Below are 15,376 nucleotides of genomic sequence, written 5' to 3'. Positions count from 1 at the left end.
CTATGCAAATGCGAGAGGCGGAAAAGCTTCGGAAAAGTTGGGGGAATAAGCCCTGCAATCACCCTCGAGTTGAGCAGGAGTATCACTTGGGGTCAAATACGGGTGAGTTCGTATGCACAACCTGTGGAGAATCCAAGGAAAGGCGTGATTGGAATATTAGGGCAGAAGAAAAAGGGTGAACGCTCGTTGACATCCGAGATTCAAGTGAGGCAGCCACTGTGGCTGTTCGCATCGGGCCAATTCATATTCTATGGATGAGCCGTTGAGTTCTCAGAATTCTGGAGTCTTAGAATGAGTTCATGGCAACGACAGCTTCAAGATGTCGGATTTGCGAAGACCAAAATTTCTAAGAACTTCGAATTAACTGAAGTCGAGCAGACTTTAGGAAATATTGACCAAATTTATGGCGTTGAGCCAATTCAAGAGCTCGTGCCAAGGGTTGGTGTGGGTATGGGGCCCAGCTATAGCCATAATTTCGGATTAGGGGTATTTCCATTTCATACCGATATGGCTCACTGGAGCATCCCTCCGCGCTACTTTGCGCTTATTTGTATCGTGGGATCCCGTGACGTGAAGACAAATATAGTGCACAGAGATAGTCTGATTGACCCGCAGGAACGGGACTTCTTTAAGAAGGCAATTTTGCGATCTCGGAGGCCGCTTGATGGTCGTCAGGTTCCACTAAGAATGGTGGATGGTGACATATTTCGTTGGGATACACTATTCCTTCAGCCCGTAAATTCGATAGCAGTCCGTGCTGTGCGAATGATTAACGATCGTATTCGGGATGTGAGTATTAGTAGCGTTGCCCTAGATGAGCCTGGCCAAGTACTGGTGGTGGACAATTGGCGAACCCTGCACGGCAGGTCGGAAGTGTCGTCGAGTTCTCGTGGAAGAGTGCTGAAAAGGGTCTACTTGGAGTGAGGGAGGATAGATGGCAGTTAGGGTCGATCACGAGTGGTCAAAGAGCTCCTACTTAGCCAAGTCTGACTTGTATTCGGAGGCTATGCAGGCTAATTCTACCGATTGGCAGTATGGGCTTTGGTCAACTTTCCTCATGGAAATGTTGATAAGAGCATCAATTTCGCATGTGTCGCCGGCGCTTGTGGCAGACGGTTCCGACTGGAATAATATTCTTTATGCACTTGGGCATGCTCCGAAGAAGGCTAAATTCGTTCCTCGAACCGCCCCTATTACAGAATTAATTGGGCGCGCCGAAGAATTGGTCCCTGCGTTTACGCGCGAGCATGTCAACTTTTGCTTGGCACATTTCTCAAAGAGAAACTCGGAGCTTCATTCTGGAAACCTGAACTTTGAAAGCTCTAGCTCGTCGTCCTGGCGGCCGCACTTCTTTGCTGTCTGCGATGTGCTCTTGAGTCATTGTGGGTCTTCTTTAGAAAATCTTTTCGGAGATGCTGAGGCAAAAGAGGCGAGGGAAGATATATCAGCACTTAATGATGGCGCCGCGAAGAGCGTCCTTGGTGCTATCAATGCCCATAAGGTTGTTTGGGATTCGAAGTCAGACGAGGACAGGAAGACGGCTCTGGACCAGGCTGCGGCTGCGTCTTTGCGCCACTATGGTCATCGAGTTAATTGTCCTTCCTGTACCGCCACTGCGCTCGTGCAGGGGCGCGCAATGGGCGTAGCCAAAACATCAACTGCGGAAGATGGTGTTGTTGAACGTCAAGCAATGCGGCCAGAGGAGTTCTTCTGCGTTGCATGCGGCTTGAAGATTTCAGGATACTCAAAGCTTCTTGCTTGTGGATTGGGTGATAGTTATGTTTCGACTAGTCATTATGATGCGATAGAGTACTTTGGCATTGATGTTGATAGGCTGGCGCGAAATATGTGGGAAGATGACAATAATGAGTACTGATCATCAAGGTACTAGCGTCGGTGTTCTTGATCCAGTCAGGCGTCGACTTCTGACTCTTGAGCGGCGTAGCCAAGCAGGCGCGAAGCAATGAGCCGAAAATTTGATCTCGATGCGCGTGCGGAGAGGATGCAGCGGAAGGAAGAGCCGTTTCGGCTCCACGGGAAGCTGCGATCAGTCCACTTTCTGCGAGGCGTTATGTCACGCGCAAGCATGAGCCTTCCGGCGTTCTACTATTTTCTTGGCACCGCGCAGGCTGCTGAAGATATGGATGCTTCGGGCGACTTGCCCTTTCGCGTATCGCAGTCGTACCTAGAGTTCTCAACGCTGAACTCGCTGTCCCTGAACTGCCGGAAAGTCTTTGATCATGCCGCCAAGCCAGACCTTACTGGAGGTAATTTCGGCCGCTTGTCCGACGGAGTGCTTGAAGAGCATGCGCACTACTGGTCCGAGCGAGGAAGCAATACTTTCGAAGATGCTCATCGCGCCCTCGTCTTTTTAAGGGAATTCTTTCGTGAATACGCGCGGACAGATACTGACCTACTCAAGGCTCCCGGTCGACTCCACAAGCGGATCGGCCTTCTAAAGCAACATGCCGATCGCACGGCAGCGCATCTTTCTTTACAGGAGTACGAGCTCGAACTTCTCGATATGATGCATGTTGTAGCTGCGCTTGTGATCGTGGGGGAGGTGATTCGAAGCTTCGATGCGCCCTCAATGGGTAGCGATTACTTCAACGATATCGACGCGGCATCCCTGGCGGCAGCGTCGCGTACTTTTCCATCTATGCGCGATTTTCGCCTGCTCGGACATGTGAAGGTAGACCAGCAGGCGCGCGCCTACTGGAGGATGTACCAATACGAGAGTATCCCGCGCTTCTTCGATCAGCTCGAGTTCGCGTTGGGGTAGGGCTGGCCAAATGCCGGAGGATGGCCTTATGACATCGCCGCGTAGAAGACTGCGGCTCATTCGGTCTCGTTTGCATGCATCGTCCTTTCCGGAGGATGACCGAACTGGCTTGCTGGGTCTCGCCGCTCTCGACCGTGATTGGTCATGGATGGAGGAATTTGCTCCGATGCTCTTCAGCCGGGTGGAGCTGCCATGTTCGCTCCTGGCAGGAGGCGCGTGTTAATCAATGTGACGCCCAATCAAATCTGCTGTACGTTGCTCCGGTCAGGCAGGTCACTCCGGCCTAACCTCCCGACAAGCCCACTCAGCCAATCCCCGGCAAGCCAGAAATAGCCCATCAACCACCCCCTCATCCAGATGCCGCTCTGGTTCCGCTGCCACCCGGCAGCGGTCTGCCGAGTGCAGCACCTCCAGCACCGTTAGCAGCCCGACCAACGCGCGTTCGGTCCTCGCCAGGCTCACGCGGCGCCCGGGAGAGACGTCGTTCTCCGGCCAGGGCAGTCCATCAGCGCCCTCGCAGCCACGCATGCGCTTGAGGATGCCGAGCAGGGAATTCAGGTCGTGCAGGGGAGTGTCGTCGTTGATGGGCTCAACAACGGTGTACGAGGAAAAGGTATCGGATTCGTTCATGGCGTCGGCTTCCGTGGCTGTGCTTAACAGCGCCACCGTGAAGAGGTGGCGGACGATGCGTGGCTGCAAACCGGGATGAAATAGCACCATAGACCGGTGGGCCCGAGGGCCCCCACGCACCGCCCGCCAGAAAGGCCGACGGATTGCCCGCCGGCACCGGTTAAGGACGGTGCCGACGGGCAAGCGCAAACTACAGGTGCATCTCTCATCACGGGTTTGCAGACCCGCTGCCACCCTTTTTCGGTGGCGCGCCATGGTGTTTACGCGGCCGCTTCGAATGCCAATAGAAATTCGCGAAGGAATCGCTGAATCCGAGAGCGAAGAACTATTGTTGCACTCTCCATGCGTGCAGCACGCGACACCGCCGGACGCATTTGCGCAGCTGCTCTGCTGATGGCGAATCAAGCTGGCGCAATCGCCCACGCCACAAGCGAATAGCGCGACGGTCTTCTTTGCAACAGTTCTTAGTCAGCCTTGGCAGGCAGTGGCACCCGACAGAGCGCACACCCCGAAAATCGGTTCAAACCCGACACCGCCAAGGAGCCTTCCTGCTTCAACCAGCGCGATCCTCAGTCGCATTCCCCACCAGCAACTCAATCATTGCCCGCGCCGCGGCCGACTGCCGCCGATGCGGCGCATAGATCACCGAGAACGGCCGCGACCGCCCCCGCAGCTGCGGCAGCACTTCTACCAGCTGCCCGCGCTGCAACCGCTCGCGCACGATGAATTCGTAGCTCTGGCAGATGCCGATGCCCTGTTCGGCCAGCGACACCACGCCCAGCACATCGTCGGAGGTCTCGATGGACGAACGCGGCAGCCACTCCACGTCGCGCCCGCCGTCGCGGAAGATCCACGGCGCCAGCCGCCCGGTACGCGGCATGACGAAGGGCAGGCACAGGTGCTGCTGCAGGTCGTCCAGCGTCTGCGGCGTACCCCGGTGCTGCAGGTACTCCGGCGAAGCCACCAACAGCAGTGGCGCATCCTCCAGCTTCCGCCCCACCAGCCCGCTGTCCGGCAGCTGGCCCAGGCGGATGGCGAGGTCGAAGCCTTCGGCCACCAGGTCCACGTTGCGGTTGGTGATGTTCAGTTCCACCTGCACCTGCGGGTACTGCTGCGCAAAGCGCGCCAGCACGGGCGGCAGCCGGTAGTGACCATAGGTGGTGGGCACGCTCAGGCGCACGCGGCCGGCCAGCGCACCGTCCTGGGCCAGTACGTCGCGCTCGGCGTCGTCCAGCAGGCCGAAGGCGGTGCGTACCTGTTCCAGATAGAGCCGCCCGGCGTCGGTCAGACCCACGCGGCGGGTGGTCCGCTGCAGCAGCTGCCGGCCCAGCCGCGCTTCCAGGCGGGTGACCGCGCGGCTCAGCACCGAGGGCGTGGTGGACAGCGCCACCGCGCCGGCGGTGAACGAGCCGTGCTCGACCACCGCCAGGAACACCTCCACATCGCCCAGGTAGTCGAACTTGCGGCTCATTTGGCTCTCCGGGGAACAGATGTTTTGCGATGGAGCCAATTTATCGCCGCTGGGGCGATGAATAAAGTGGCGGCCATTCCCCGATAGGAGCTCCCCATGAACCTGATGACCCGGCTGGCCGCAGCGCTGGCCCTGACCCTGGCCGCCAGCGGCGCGCATGCCGCCAACGTGCTGGTGGTGTTGTCCGACGAAAACCACCTGGACCTGAAGGACGGCAAGGTGCTGTCCACCGGCTTCTATCTCAACGAGTTGATGCAGCCGGTCAAGCTGCTGCTGCACGCGGGCCACGAGGTGACCTTCGCCACGCCGCAGGGGCGGGCGCCGACGGTGGATGCGTCCTCGGTGACGCCGGCGTACTTCGGCAACGATGCCGCGCAGTTGAAGCTGCATAAAGATCTGCTGGAGAAGCTGGCGTTGACCTCGCCGACGGCCTCGCCGGTGGTCAGCCTGGCGCGCATCGAGCAGCAGGGGTATGCGCGTTTCGATGCGGTCTACATTCCCGGTGGCCACGCACCGATGCAGGACCTGCTGAAGAGCCCGGCGCTGGGTCGGCTGCTGGCCGACTTCCACCAGCGCAACAAGACCACCGCCCTGGTCTGCCACGGGCCGATCGCGCTGCTGTCCACGCTGCCGGATGCTGCGGGCTTCGTGGCAAAGCTGGAAGCCGGTGCGATGCCGGCCACGCCGAAGTGGATCTACAGGGGCTACCAGATGACGGTGATCAGCAACCAGGAAGAAGAGCAGGCCAAGCCGATGCTGGGCGGCGGTGAGATGAAGTTCTACCCGCAGACCGCGTTGCAGCGGGCGGGTGCGCTGTTCAGCAGCAATGCCACGCCGTGGACCGGGCATGTGGTGGTGGACCGCGAGCTGATTACCGGGCAGAACCCGGCTTCGGCGCTGGAGGTGGGGCAGCGGTTGGTGGAGCGGTTGAAGTAAGGCGGGGTCTGCATCGCATGCCGTGTCGTGGCAACATGGTGGGCTGGCCTCGTCCTTCTGGGCGGGGCCGGTTTTCCAGGCAGGCCCTCGAACACGACATGCGAACGTCTTTTTTCATTCTCTCCGCCCTGTGCCTTGGCCTACTGTCCGGCTGTGCCAGTGGCCCGGAGGAGCACGCTTCCAGCCGCGAGATCACCAGTGCGTTCGTCGCCGACGACGGCCAGCTGTACCTGTTGCCGCGCTATGACGAGCCGATGCGCTTCAATGCCGCGCCATTCCGCGAGTACCGCGCGCTGATGGACAGCCCGCTGCGCGAGGCGGTGGCCTGCGCGCAGATGTACTTCCATGAAGACTGGCGCGACCCGGCCAACAAGGCCAAGGTGCACGGCAGCTATGCGCTGCTGCTGCGGCCGCAGCAGGTGACGGCAGAGCTGGCCGGACAGTTCAAGCTGGAGCGGATTGAGGTGCTCCCGCGTGAGGCCAAGGCCGTGGAGGAGCGGGCGCGCTACTACCTGCCGATGGACCGGACCCGTTACGCGCTGGCGTTTGACCGCGCCTGCAATCTTTCAAGGAAGGGCGGCAGCTATTACAGCGCGCTGTTCGAGGGCGACGGCGAGCGGGTGAAGTTGCCGGATGCTGCGGCGCTGGCAGAGAAGGGGAAGCTGGCACAGCCGATCAACGCGCGGGCGCAGCGGATCCTGCCAGAGAGGGAGGACAAGCCGGGTGTGGGTTCGGCGGCGAGCAAGGTGCTGGGCGCCGCGTTGGTACCGGTAGCGGTGCCGGTGTTTGTGTTGAGCCTGCCGTTCCTGGGGCCGGACCATTGGAAGTGAAAAGGCGTTGAGGCGAGAGCCATCCACGCGTGACGTGGATCTACTTGGGTATCGCCTGAAAGTTCATCCTGGAGATCTGTGTGCCCAGCACGCTGGAAACTGTTTTGAAGACCGTAGGTTTCATTGTCCTCGCGGCACTTCCGTTGGTGATCCTCTGGTTCACCCTTCGGCGAATGTCAGCAACTGCTTGCTCGTCTGTGAAATCGGGGCTGCATTTGCATGCCCCGCGCCGGATTTCCGGCAGGTCCATGACCTTGGTGATGGTGGATGGCAAAGAGGATCGGGAGCACTACTTCTTCGATGCGGCGTCCTTTTACCTGCAGCGTGGGCCGGTGCCTACGGCGGTTCCGCTTTCGCAGATCACCTCAGTCACACGAACGTCCGACAGGATCTACGGGCGCTATGTCTGGCAGGTGTGCTTCAGCAAAGCATCGGGCAGGAAGTGCGTGACGTTCACCAACAACCTGACGCTGTTCAACCGCGATTTCCTGCTGTTCCTGGAGGCGGTGCGGCAGGCCAACCCGCTGGCGACCGTTGATCGGGCGGGCATCCGCTTCTAATGGTGGGCCGACATCGGGCGCTAGTTAAAGGGGGTTGGCCCGTGTAGGTACACTGGCGGCCTACGCCCAATGGAAGCTCGCCCATGTTCAGTGGAAAGGTTGCAGTAGTCACCGGCTCCACCAGCGGTATCGGTCTTGGCATTGCCACCGCGCTGGCCCGGCAAGGCGCCGACATCGTACTGAATGGCTTCGGCGATGCGGCGGAGATCGAACGCATCCGTTCCAAGCTGGAAACCGAGTTCGGCGTGCGGGTGGTGCACGATGCTGCCAACCTGTCCCGTGGCGAGGCAGTGCGCGGGATGATTGAGCATGCCGTCGCGACGATGGGCCGCATCGACATCCTCGTAAATAACGCAGGCATCCAGCACACCGCCTCGATCGAGGAGTTTCCTGTCGAGAAGTGGGATGCGATCCTGGCGTTGAATCTCTCGGCCGTGTTCCATGCCACGGCGGCGGCCTTGCCCCATATGAAGCAGCAGGGCGCCGGTCGCATCATCAACATCGCATCCGTGCACGGCCTGGTGGGCTCGGTGAACAAGTCGGCCTATGTGGCGGCCAAGCACGGCGTGGTGGGGTTTACCAAGGTGACCGCGCTGGAGAATGCGGGCAGCGGCATTACCGCCAATGCCATCTGCCCGGGCTGGGTGCGGACGGCGCTGGTCGAGCAGCAGATCACTGCGCTGGCCGAGCGCGATGGCACGGATCAGGAGACCGCCGCGCGTGCGCTGCTGGCTGAGAAGCAGCCCTCGTTGCAGTTTGTAACGCCCGAGCAGCTGGGCGAGATGGTGGTGTTCCTGGCCTCGGATGCCGCTGCACAGATCACCGGCACGGCGCTGCCGGTGGATGGGGGCTGGACGGCGCGCTAGCTGGCTGGCTGTGCTTTACGCTGCAGCATGGGCAATGCCACCAGCGTGGCGAGAATGGTGAACAGCACCAGCGACGAGCCTACCGTGCCGAAGCCCAGGCCGCCCTTTTCCAGCGGCTTGGTGAGCAGGTCGCCGAAAGTGGCGCCAAACGGGCGGGTGAGTACGAAGGCGATCCAGAACAGGATGACCCGGTTGATGCCCTTGATGCGGCTGGCCAGTGCGGTAAGCGCGATGAGGCTGCCGATCAGCAGTGCGCCACCGGTGAAGCCGAGCCCGGAGTCGTCGGCGAGGAAGTCGCCCAGCGCGGTGCCGAGCGTGTTGGAGAACAGCACGGCGGTCCAGTAGAAGCCTTCGGCGCGGCGCGATGCGATGTTGCTGACCGAGATCGACTTTTCCGACATGCGCCAGGCCAGCAGCACCAGCGCCAGGCAGCCGGCCAGCAGACTGGCGCCGGTGGCGTAGCCCAGGCCGAGCGTGCGGTCGATCAGGTCGGACATGGTGGTGCCGGCCGTGCTGGTCGCCAGCACCACCGACCAGAACAGCACCGGGTGGCAGCGTCGCGCCGATAACTGCATGCCCAGCAGGCCGGCGAAGATCGCCAGCAGGATGGCCGAGCTGGCCACGTAGCCGAGGTTGAGCGTCATCGACAGCAGGTCGCCGGCGGTCTCGCCGAGGGTGGTGGCGGCGATCTTCATCACCCAGAAGCCGAGGGTGACCGCCGCCACTTTGCTGTGCAGGGAATCTGCGTCTGAAGCACGCATCGAACGTCGCCAGGGATGCCTGTGGGCGATGCTGTGGCGGCGGGCGTCAGAGCGCGGTCGGAACCGGGTTCGGTGAGGGTGAGCGTGGGGGCGGCGTTCAGCCGATGCTGGCGGGGGCCGGCAGGCGTGCCAGCAGGGCGTCCCAGTCGGCCACGAAGCAGCCGTTGTGCCCACGGTTGCACTCGGTGATCCACGCGTCCAGCGATTCGCTCTGTGCGCGGTAGCCGCTGACATCGCCCAGGACGGCGAAGTGCAGACGGTAGTTCACCAGCATCTGCAGCCATTGCCCGGCCATGCCGGAGCGCAGCTCGAAGAAGTCCGCCGATAGGCGCTGCACCGGCACGGCGATCCACTCGGCCTGGTGCCCAAGGGCATCGCCGACCAGGTCGCGCAGGGCGTTGCCATCCAGCAGCGGGCCTGTATCGGCGCTGCGCAGGACGCGGGTGCTGCCGATCTGTTCTACATGTGTGTGCATCGTGCGCTCTGAAGTTCGTATCGTCCGCCCAGTATGGTCATGGGAGAGGCCGACAGTAAGCAGATGCAGCATGAATCTGGCGAACGAACGCGCTAGGCTGCGCCGGGCGCCCGCACGAGGCGGGTTCACGATACCGGGAAAGGGCATGGCAGGGTGGAAAGGACGTTCGTTGTTGATGGCGGTGCTGGTGTGTTCGGGCCTGCCGGTTGCAGCCGCCGAGCTGTGCACGGCCAGCGCCTATGGTGACGGGCAGGGCAACCTCGTGGTGCTGGGCGCACCCGCTGCAGCACCGGCCACGGGCCAGCGCTATCTGATGCTGGACGGGCGACGCGGTGCCACCGGCGATCCCAACGCACCGGTAAGCTGCAGCGGCGAGGTGGTCAGCTTCAGGACCCCCGCCGGAACCACGCAGCGCTGGCAGCGCCTGGCGAGCCGCGATACCGATGCAACGTTCATCAGCGCGGGAACCAAGCTGGTCGGGCAGTTGATCGAGCCGGCAGGGCCGGCAGACCCGACGCGGCCGCTGGTGGTGTTGGTGCACGGCTCGGAACGCACGATGGCGGTGGCGGCGATCTACCAGCGCATGCTGGTGGCCCAGGGCATTTCGGTGTTCGCCTACCAGAAGCGTGGGACCGGCGATTCGGAAGGCGAGTACACCCAGAACTTCGAGCTGCTGGCTGACGATGCAGCGGCGGCGCTTGCCAAGGCACGTGAGCTGGCGGCGGGGCGTTTCGGTCGGGCCGGCTACTTCGGTGGTAGCCAGGGCGGGTGGATCGCGCCGCTGGCGGCGACGCGCTCGCAGGCGGATTTCGTGGCGATCGGTTTCGGCCTGGTGGTGTCGCCGATCGAGGAGGACCGCGAGCAGCTGTTCGACGAGGCACGCCGCATGCAGCTGGATGCAACGGCGATGAAGCAGGTCGGCCAGCTTTCAGACGCGACCGCGCAGTTGATGCGCACGCATTTCAAAGAAGGGCTCGAGGCGCTGGCGAAGGTGCGTACGGAGATCGGTGCCGCACCGTGGGCAAAGAACATCAGCGGCGAATACAGCGGCGACATGCTGCGCATGAGTGACGCCGACCTGCGCCGGATCGGCCGCGCGCGATTCGACAACCTGGAGCTGATCTGGGACTACGACGCCGAGGCCGCGCTGCGCCGCCTGAAGGTGCCGTTGCTGTGGGTGCTGGCCGAGCAGGACCGCGCCGCGCCGATTGCCGCCACGCGTTCGATCCTGTCGCGCCTGCGCGCGTCGGGGCAACCGATCGACACCTACCTGTTCCCGGATACCGACCACGGCATGGTCGAGTTCCGCACCGATGCCGAGGGCAACCGGGTGTCGACGCGGATCACCGACGGCTACCTGCGCCTGCTGGCCGATTGGATCAAGCAGGATGTGCATGGCAGTTATGGACGTTCGCGCAGATTGAGCGATTGACCGGATGGGGAGCGCCAGCGGCGGATGGCGCTCCGCCGCCGATTGCGGCACGACTCAGTTCGGCTTCGCAAATACGTCCAATCCCTTGCCGGTTTCCAGCAGCGACTTCAGGCTCGACAGCACGATCGGCCAGCCCTGGCGGATGCCGGTATCCATGCCGCTGCCCGGTTCCAGCTCCTCATGGGTAACCGTCAGCCGCACCATGTCCTGATAGGGCACGATGTCGAAGGTGACGCGGCTGTAAGCATCCGGGTTGTCGGCCTGCGAGGCGGCGGCCCAGGTGATGACCAGGCGCGAGGGCGGGGTGCTTTCCACCACTTCACCGACCAGCTCGACCGAGCGCGTTTCGTTGGCACGCACGTGCTGCCAGCGCGAGCCGGGCTTCCAGTCCGAGACGTTCTCGTGGCCCCAGTAGCGGCGGGCGATCTCGGGGCGGGTGATGGCCTCGAACACCTTCTGTGGCGTGGACGCGATGTAGATCACGTGGATGAAGCGGGTTGACTCTGCAGACATCGTCATTCTCCTTCCAGTTCGCGTTTCAGGTCATGCAGCAGGCTCAGGCGCTGCTGCTCGAACTTGCGTACCCAGCGCTCGTAGACTTCATGCAGCGGTACCGGGTTGATGAAGTGCAGCTTCTCGCGGCCACGGCGCACAGTGCTGATCAGGTTGGCGTCTTCCAGAAGACCCAGGTGCTGAGTGACCGATTGCCGGGCCATGTCCAGGTGCTCGCACAGCTGGCCCAAGGTCTGGCCGTTGTGTTCGCAGAGCAGATCCAGCAGCGTCCGGCGCGTGGGATCGGCCAGTGCCTTGAACACCTTGTCTGCGTCGCGCACGTGGTCTACCGCCATGGGGATGTCTTCAATTCCAGTTGTCGATCCTGACGTCGTGGGGGTTGGGCTGGCCCTTGCCGGTCTCCAGCAGGGCCTTCAGGCTCATCAGGAACACCGCCCACTTGGTGCTGCAGTGGGAGGTGAACTCGACGCGCTCCTTCCAGCCTTCATGGGTGAACAGGACGATGCAGTAATCGCCTTCCTGCTTCAGCACGAAGCGCGCGTGGGTGCCGATCCATTCGGCGGGACCGGCGATGAACCGCCAGAGCACGAGCTCGCCTGGAATGAGCTGTTCCAGCTTCATTTCCATCGCGCCGATCTCCTGGCCGTTGTTCGTGAAACGCGCCTTGACCGTGCCGCCGACCTCACGGTCGCCCCGGGTGTCTTCGGCCCACCAGGCGGCGACGCCTTCGGGCGTGGCCAGGGCCTGGTACACCTGGCTTGCGGGGGCCTTGATGCCGACCCTGTGTGCGATATCCACCATTGCAGGTTCCTCGCGATGGGCCGGCAGGCGCCGCCCTTGGGATGGACTATATGCAGGTAAATGCCTGCATGTCAAATCCGGCCCAGGGACTTCCGACCCTGGTAGTGCTGGCCGCTGGCCGGCATCCTCGTGACAGCTGATTGACGCGTTGACAGGAGTACGTGCATGACTGAAACAGGAAAGGACACCTTGACCATCCGCCGCGCCAGTGCGGCAGATGCCGCTGCGGTGCTGGCGCTGTTCGACGAGGTGATCGAATGGTTCGTGTCGATCGGCAATCTGCAGCAATGGGGCAGCGAGCCATGGTCCACGGTGCCACGCCGGATCACCCAGGTGACCGATGCGTGCGCGCTGCCTGGCGCATGGGTGGCCCAGAACGAGCAGGGTGAGGTGCGTGCGTTCCTGGCGCTGGGCGAGTCGATGCCCTATGTGCCGGCGCCCGATGGGCCGGAGCTGTACGTGCGGGTATTGGTGGCCTCGCGTGATGCGCGCGTGCGCGGCATTGGGCGTCGCCTGATGGCGTTTGCCGATGAACAGGCGCGCGCTGCCGGCCTCGACCATCTGCGCGTGGACTGCTATGGCGGAGGCAGCGGTGATCTGGTGCGCTTCTACGAGTCCTGCGGCTACACGCGAATTGCGCCGTTCAACGTGGACGGCTGGCCAGGCATGCTGCTGGGCCGCCAGCTCTGACGCCGCTGCGTCATTCGGTCGCAGCATGCATGCAGGAATCGGTACATCGGTTCGGCGCTAGAGTGGGGTCACCCCCTCCAGGAAGGAGCAGCGCATGTACTACAGCAGTGGCAACTACGAAGCCTTCGCGCGCCCGCGCAAGCCAGCCGGTGTCGATGGCAAGCGCGCCTGGTTTGTGGGGTCGGGGCTGGCCTCGCTGGCCGGCGCCGCGTTCCTGGTGCGCGATGGGCGCATGGCCGGTGAACGCATCACCATTCTTGAACAGCAGCAGATTCCTGGCGGTGCGCTGGATGGCCTGAAGGTGCCGGAAAAGGGTTTCGTGATCCGTGGTGGCCGCGAGATGGAAGATCATTTCGAGTGCCTGTGGGACCTGTTCCGCTCGATACCGCCGCTGGAGATCGAAGATGCCAGCGTGCTGGACGAGTTCTACTGGTTGAACAAGGACGACCCGAACTATTCGCTGCAGCGCGCCACCATCAATCGCGGCGAGGATGCACACACCGATGGCCTGTTCACGCTGACCGAGCAGGCACAGAGGGACATCATCGCGCTGTTCCTGGCCACCCGTCAGGAGATGGAGAACAAGCGCATCAACGAAGTACTGGGCCGTGATTTCCTGGACAGCAACTTCTGGCTGTACTGGCGAACCATGTTCGCGTTCGAAGAGTGGCATTCGGCGCTGGAGATGAAGCTGTACCTGCATCGCTTCATCCACCATATCGGCGGCCTGCCGGATTTCTCGGCGCTGAAGTTCACGAAGTACAACCAGTACGAATCGCTGGTGCTGCCGCTGGTGAAGTGGTTGCAGGACCAGGGCGTGGTGTTCCAGTACGGTACCGAGGTGACCGACGTCGACTTTGATCTGCAGCCCGACCGCAAGCAGGCCACGCGCATCCATTGGATGCATGACGGTGTAGCCGGTGGCGTGGATCTCGGCGCGGATGATCTGCTGTTCATGACCATCGGTTCGCTGACCGAGAACTCGGATAATGGCGACCACCACACTGCGGCACGCCTGAACGAAGGCCCGGCGCCTGCCTGGGACCTGTGGCGCCGCATTGCCGCGAAGGATGACGCGTTCGGGCGTCCGGATGTGTTCGGCGCGCACATTCCAGAAACCAAGTGGGAATCGGCAACGGTGACCACGCTGGATGCGCGCATTCCGGCCTACATCCAGAAGATCGCCAAGCGCGATCCCTTCAGCGGCAAAGTGGTGACCGGCGGCATCGTCAGCGTGCGCGACTCGCGCTGGCTGATGAGCTGGACGGTGAATCGCCAGCCACATTTCAAGAACCAGCCCAAGGACCAGATCGTGGTCTGGGTGTATTCGTTGTTCGTGGATACGCCCGGCGACTACGTGAAGAAGCCGATGCAGGACTGCACCGGCGAGGAGATCACCCGCGAGTGGCTGTACCACCTGGGCGTGCCGGTGGAGGAGATCGACGAGCTGGCGGCGACGGGCGCGAAGACGGTGCCGGTGATGATGCCGTATATCACCGCGTTCTTCATGCCGCGCCAGGCCGGTGATCGCCCGGACGTGGTGCCGGACGGTGCGGTGAACTTCGCTTTCATCGGCCAGTTCGCCGAATCGAAGCAGCGCGACTGCATCTTCACCACCGAGTACTCGGTGCGCACGCCGATGGAGGCGGTGTACACCTTGCTGGGGATCGAGCGTGGCGTGCCGGAGGTGTTCAATTCCACGTATGACGTGCGCTCGCTGCTGGCCGCGACCGGGCGCCTGCGTGATGGCAAGGAACTGGACATTCCCGGGCCAGCGTTCCTGCGCAACCTGCTGATGAACAAGCTGGACAAGACCCAGATCGGTGGTCTGCTGCGCGAGTTCAAGCTGGTGCAGGAGGACTGAGCGGGGCGTGGGTAGCGCCGGGCCATGCCCGGCGAGCCCGGCAGCGGGTAGTTGACAGCGTTTCAACCTACTAGTAGGTTGGCGACATGAAAGAGTCGCTCTCGCCCAAGGCCCAGGAGATCCTGACCCATGCCCGTTCGCTGCTGGAGGCCGGTGGCTACAACGGTTTCAGCTACGCCGACGTGTCCGCGCGGGTGAACATCAGCAAGGCCAGCATCCATCACCACTTCCCCAGCAAGGCCGACCTGGTGCGCACGGTGGTTGAACTGTACCGGGCCGAGGCGCGCGAAGGCCTGGCGCTGCTGGACCGGCAGCTGGACGACCCGCTGCAGGAGCTCAACGCCTATGTGGAGTACTGGTCCAGCTGCATTGCAGGGGGGACGTCGTCGTTCTGCATCTGCGCGATGCTGGCAGCGGAGGCGCCGATGATCCCTGCGGAGATTGCCGATGAAGTGCGCGGGCATTTCGAGGATCTGAGCGGGTGGCTGACGGTGACGCTGGAGAAGGGCGCGGCGCTGGGCCAGTTGCGCCTGCAGGGTTCCCCTGCGGACGAGGCCAGGGCGTTCATGTCCTCGGTGCACGGCGCGATGCTGGCCGCGCGCGGTTTTGGTGACGCGGCGACCTTCGCGGCACTGGCACAGTTGGCGATCGCGCGGGTGAGTGCGGCGCTCTGAGAGATGTGTGGTGGGCCTGCGGCGACGCGGGCCTTCTTTTTGAGTCCAATGCCTACCTACTAGTAGGTTCATTCTATCCCTGGAGATGTCC

Annotated in this window: 18 protein-coding genes; 11 read left to right on the top strand and 7 right to left on the bottom strand. The window is 62.4% G+C overall.

Annotation, left to right across the window (positions count from 1 at the left end):
• Nucleotides 1–291 precede the first annotated feature (291 nt).
• From AC5P9F_RS07095 to AC5P9F_RS07085, 3 genes are all read left to right on the top strand, one after another.
• A complete protein-coding gene (locus AC5P9F_RS07095; protein ID WP_143569553.1) occupies nucleotides 292–924 on the top strand; it encodes a Fe(II)-2OG oxygenase family protein in 633 nt (210 codons plus the stop codon).
• 10 nt (nucleotides 925–934) lie between these two features.
• Nucleotides 935–1,876, top strand: coding sequence for a hypothetical protein (locus tag AC5P9F_RS07090; protein WP_123958489.1), 942 nt, complete (start codon nucleotides 935–937; stop codon nucleotides 1,874–1,876).
• Nucleotides 1,877–1,963: 87 nt separating this feature from the next.
• Complete coding sequence (locus tag AC5P9F_RS07085; RefSeq protein ID WP_099484503.1) at nucleotides 1,964–2,782, top strand: hypothetical protein; 819 nt, start codon at nucleotides 1,964–1,966, stop codon at nucleotides 2,780–2,782.
• A gap of 273 nt (nucleotides 2,783–3,055) precedes the next feature.
• Here AC5P9F_RS07085 and AC5P9F_RS07080 read toward each other — a convergent pair whose 3' ends face one another.
• Nucleotides 3,056–3,412, bottom strand: coding sequence for a hypothetical protein (locus AC5P9F_RS07080; RefSeq protein WP_099484516.1), 357 nt, complete (start codon nucleotides 3,410–3,412; stop codon nucleotides 3,056–3,058).
• A gap of 553 nt (nucleotides 3,413–3,965) precedes the next feature.
• Nucleotides 3,966–4,883, bottom strand: a complete 918-nt coding sequence (locus AC5P9F_RS07075; protein WP_099484504.1) for a LysR family transcriptional regulator — start codon at nucleotides 4,881–4,883, stop codon at nucleotides 3,966–3,968.
• 96 nt (nucleotides 4,884–4,979) lie between these two features.
• Between AC5P9F_RS07075 and AC5P9F_RS07070 the strand changes: the two genes are divergently transcribed.
• From AC5P9F_RS07070 to AC5P9F_RS07055, 4 genes are all read left to right on the top strand, one after another.
• A complete protein-coding gene (locus AC5P9F_RS07070) occupies nucleotides 4,980–5,819 on the top strand; it encodes a type 1 glutamine amidotransferase domain-containing protein (protein WP_164225672.1) in 840 nt (279 codons plus the stop codon).
• 98 nt (nucleotides 5,820–5,917) lie between these two features.
• A complete protein-coding gene (locus AC5P9F_RS07065) occupies nucleotides 5,918–6,649 on the top strand; it encodes a hypothetical protein (protein WP_099484506.1) in 732 nt (243 codons plus the stop codon).
• Nucleotides 6,650–6,729: 80 nt separating this feature from the next.
• On the top strand, nucleotides 6,730–7,209 hold the full coding sequence (locus AC5P9F_RS07060; protein ID WP_239502358.1) for a hypothetical protein: 480 nt from the start codon (nucleotides 6,730–6,732) through the stop codon (nucleotides 7,207–7,209).
• An 83-nt stretch (nucleotides 7,210–7,292) separates the two neighbouring features.
• Entirely contained in the window at nucleotides 7,293–8,075 is a 783-nt protein-coding gene (locus tag AC5P9F_RS07055) for a 3-hydroxybutyrate dehydrogenase (RefSeq protein ID WP_164173356.1), read from the top strand.
• On the opposite strand, the gene AC5P9F_RS07050 is transcribed toward AC5P9F_RS07055, so the two are convergent.
• A complete protein-coding gene (locus AC5P9F_RS07050) occupies nucleotides 8,072–8,836 on the bottom strand; it encodes a COG4705 family protein (RefSeq protein WP_100438426.1) in 765 nt (254 codons plus the stop codon). The genes AC5P9F_RS07055 and AC5P9F_RS07050 overlap by 4 nt on opposite strands.
• Before the next feature lie 97 nt (nucleotides 8,837–8,933).
• Nucleotides 8,934–9,311: a DUF4180 domain-containing protein gene (locus AC5P9F_RS07045; RefSeq protein WP_100438427.1), complete on the bottom strand. Its 378-nt coding sequence runs from the start codon at nucleotides 9,309–9,311 to the stop codon at nucleotides 8,934–8,936.
• A 145-nt stretch (nucleotides 9,312–9,456) separates the two neighbouring features.
• Here AC5P9F_RS07045 and AC5P9F_RS07040 point away from each other — a divergent pair, with 145 nt between their 5' ends.
• Nucleotides 9,457–10,743 carry an alpha/beta hydrolase family protein gene (locus tag AC5P9F_RS07040; RefSeq protein WP_164173358.1) on the top strand — a complete coding sequence of 429 codons (1,287 nt, stop codon included), beginning with the start codon at nucleotides 9,457–9,459 and terminating at the stop codon, nucleotides 10,741–10,743.
• 54 nt (nucleotides 10,744–10,797) lie between these two features.
• Here AC5P9F_RS07040 and AC5P9F_RS07035 read toward each other — a convergent pair whose 3' ends face one another.
• From AC5P9F_RS07035 to AC5P9F_RS07025, 3 genes are read right to left on the bottom strand one after another with little or no spacing between them, the layout of a single operon-like run.
• Complete coding sequence (locus tag AC5P9F_RS07035) at nucleotides 10,798–11,256, bottom strand: SRPBCC family protein (RefSeq protein WP_049452673.1); 459 nt, start codon at nucleotides 11,254–11,256, stop codon at nucleotides 10,798–10,800.
• A gap of 2 nt (nucleotides 11,257–11,258) precedes the next feature.
• Complete coding sequence (locus AC5P9F_RS07030; protein ID WP_062606310.1) at nucleotides 11,259–11,591, bottom strand: ArsR/SmtB family transcription factor; 333 nt, start codon at nucleotides 11,589–11,591, stop codon at nucleotides 11,259–11,261.
• A 10-nt stretch (nucleotides 11,592–11,601) separates the two neighbouring features.
• Entirely contained in the window at nucleotides 11,602–12,057 is a 456-nt protein-coding gene (locus tag AC5P9F_RS07025; RefSeq protein WP_024958133.1) for an SRPBCC family protein, read from the bottom strand.
• A 165-nt stretch (nucleotides 12,058–12,222) separates the two neighbouring features.
• Between AC5P9F_RS07025 and AC5P9F_RS07020 the strand changes: the two genes are divergently transcribed.
• The 3 genes from AC5P9F_RS07020 to AC5P9F_RS07010 all read left to right on the top strand — a co-directional run bounded on the left by AC5P9F_RS07020 (nucleotide 12,223) and on the right by AC5P9F_RS07010 (nucleotide 15,285).
• Nucleotides 12,223–12,747 (top strand): GNAT family N-acetyltransferase, encoded by a 525-nt coding sequence (locus tag AC5P9F_RS07020; RefSeq protein ID WP_164173361.1) that lies wholly within the window; start codon nucleotides 12,223–12,225, stop codon nucleotides 12,745–12,747.
• A gap of 94 nt (nucleotides 12,748–12,841) precedes the next feature.
• Nucleotides 12,842–14,611, top strand: a complete 1,770-nt coding sequence (locus tag AC5P9F_RS07015; protein WP_495231900.1) for an oleate hydratase — start codon at nucleotides 12,842–12,844, stop codon at nucleotides 14,609–14,611.
• A gap of 86 nt (nucleotides 14,612–14,697) precedes the next feature.
• Complete coding sequence (locus tag AC5P9F_RS07010) at nucleotides 14,698–15,285, top strand: TetR/AcrR family transcriptional regulator (protein WP_049395871.1); 588 nt, start codon at nucleotides 14,698–14,700, stop codon at nucleotides 15,283–15,285.
• Nucleotides 15,286–15,376: the final 91 nt, after the last annotated feature.

The sequence above is a fragment of the Stenotrophomonas sp. YJH_SMC_4 genome, assembly GCF_059371575.1.
The sequence above is the reverse complement of the archived record's forward strand: the minus strand, read 5'-3'. Positions and strand labels throughout refer to the sequence as shown.

Excerpts from the sequence above, each read along its gene's own strand:
- AC5P9F_RS07095 (WP_143569553.1), top strand. The coding sequence starts at position 292 with ATGAGTTCATGGCAACGACAGCTTCAAGATGTCGGATTTGCGAAGACC.
- AC5P9F_RS07090 (WP_123958489.1), top strand. The coding sequence starts at position 935 with ATGGCAGTTAGGGTCGATCACGAGTGGTCAAAGAGCTCCTACTTAGCC.
- AC5P9F_RS07085 (WP_099484503.1), top strand. The coding sequence starts at position 1,964 with ATGAGCCGAAAATTTGATCTCGATGCGCGTGCGGAGAGGATGCAGCGG.
- AC5P9F_RS07080 (WP_099484516.1), bottom strand. The coding sequence starts at position 3,412 with ATGAACGAATCCGATACCTTTTCCTCGTACACCGTTGTTGAGCCCATC.
- AC5P9F_RS07075 (WP_099484504.1), bottom strand. The coding sequence starts at position 4,883 with ATGAGCCGCAAGTTCGACTACCTGGGCGATGTGGAGGTGTTCCTGGCG.
- AC5P9F_RS07070 (WP_164225672.1), top strand. The coding sequence starts at position 4,980 with ATGAACCTGATGACCCGGCTGGCCGCAGCGCTGGCCCTGACCCTGGCC.
- AC5P9F_RS07065 (WP_099484506.1), top strand. The coding sequence starts at position 5,918 with ATGCGAACGTCTTTTTTCATTCTCTCCGCCCTGTGCCTTGGCCTACTG.
- AC5P9F_RS07055 (WP_164173356.1), top strand. The coding sequence starts at position 7,293 with ATGTTCAGTGGAAAGGTTGCAGTAGTCACCGGCTCCACCAGCGGTATC.
- AC5P9F_RS07050 (WP_100438426.1), bottom strand. The coding sequence starts at position 8,836 with ATGCGTGCTTCAGACGCAGATTCCCTGCACAGCAAAGTGGCGGCGGTC.
- AC5P9F_RS07045 (WP_100438427.1), bottom strand. The coding sequence starts at position 9,311 with ATGCACACACATGTAGAACAGATCGGCAGCACCCGCGTCCTGCGCAGC.
- AC5P9F_RS07040 (WP_164173358.1), top strand. The coding sequence starts at position 9,457 with ATGGCAGGGTGGAAAGGACGTTCGTTGTTGATGGCGGTGCTGGTGTGT.
- AC5P9F_RS07035 (WP_049452673.1), bottom strand. The coding sequence starts at position 11,256 with ATGTCTGCAGAGTCAACCCGCTTCATCCACGTGATCTACATCGCGTCC.
- AC5P9F_RS07030 (WP_062606310.1), bottom strand. The coding sequence starts at position 11,591 with ATGGCGGTAGACCACGTGCGCGACGCAGACAAGGTGTTCAAGGCACTG.
- AC5P9F_RS07025 (WP_024958133.1), bottom strand. The coding sequence starts at position 12,057 with ATGGTGGATATCGCACACAGGGTCGGCATCAAGGCCCCCGCAAGCCAG.
- AC5P9F_RS07020 (WP_164173361.1), top strand. The coding sequence starts at position 12,223 with ATGACTGAAACAGGAAAGGACACCTTGACCATCCGCCGCGCCAGTGCG.
- AC5P9F_RS07015 (WP_495231900.1), top strand. The coding sequence starts at position 12,842 with ATGTACTACAGCAGTGGCAACTACGAAGCCTTCGCGCGCCCGCGCAAG.
- AC5P9F_RS07010 (WP_049395871.1), top strand. The coding sequence starts at position 14,698 with ATGAAAGAGTCGCTCTCGCCCAAGGCCCAGGAGATCCTGACCCATGCC.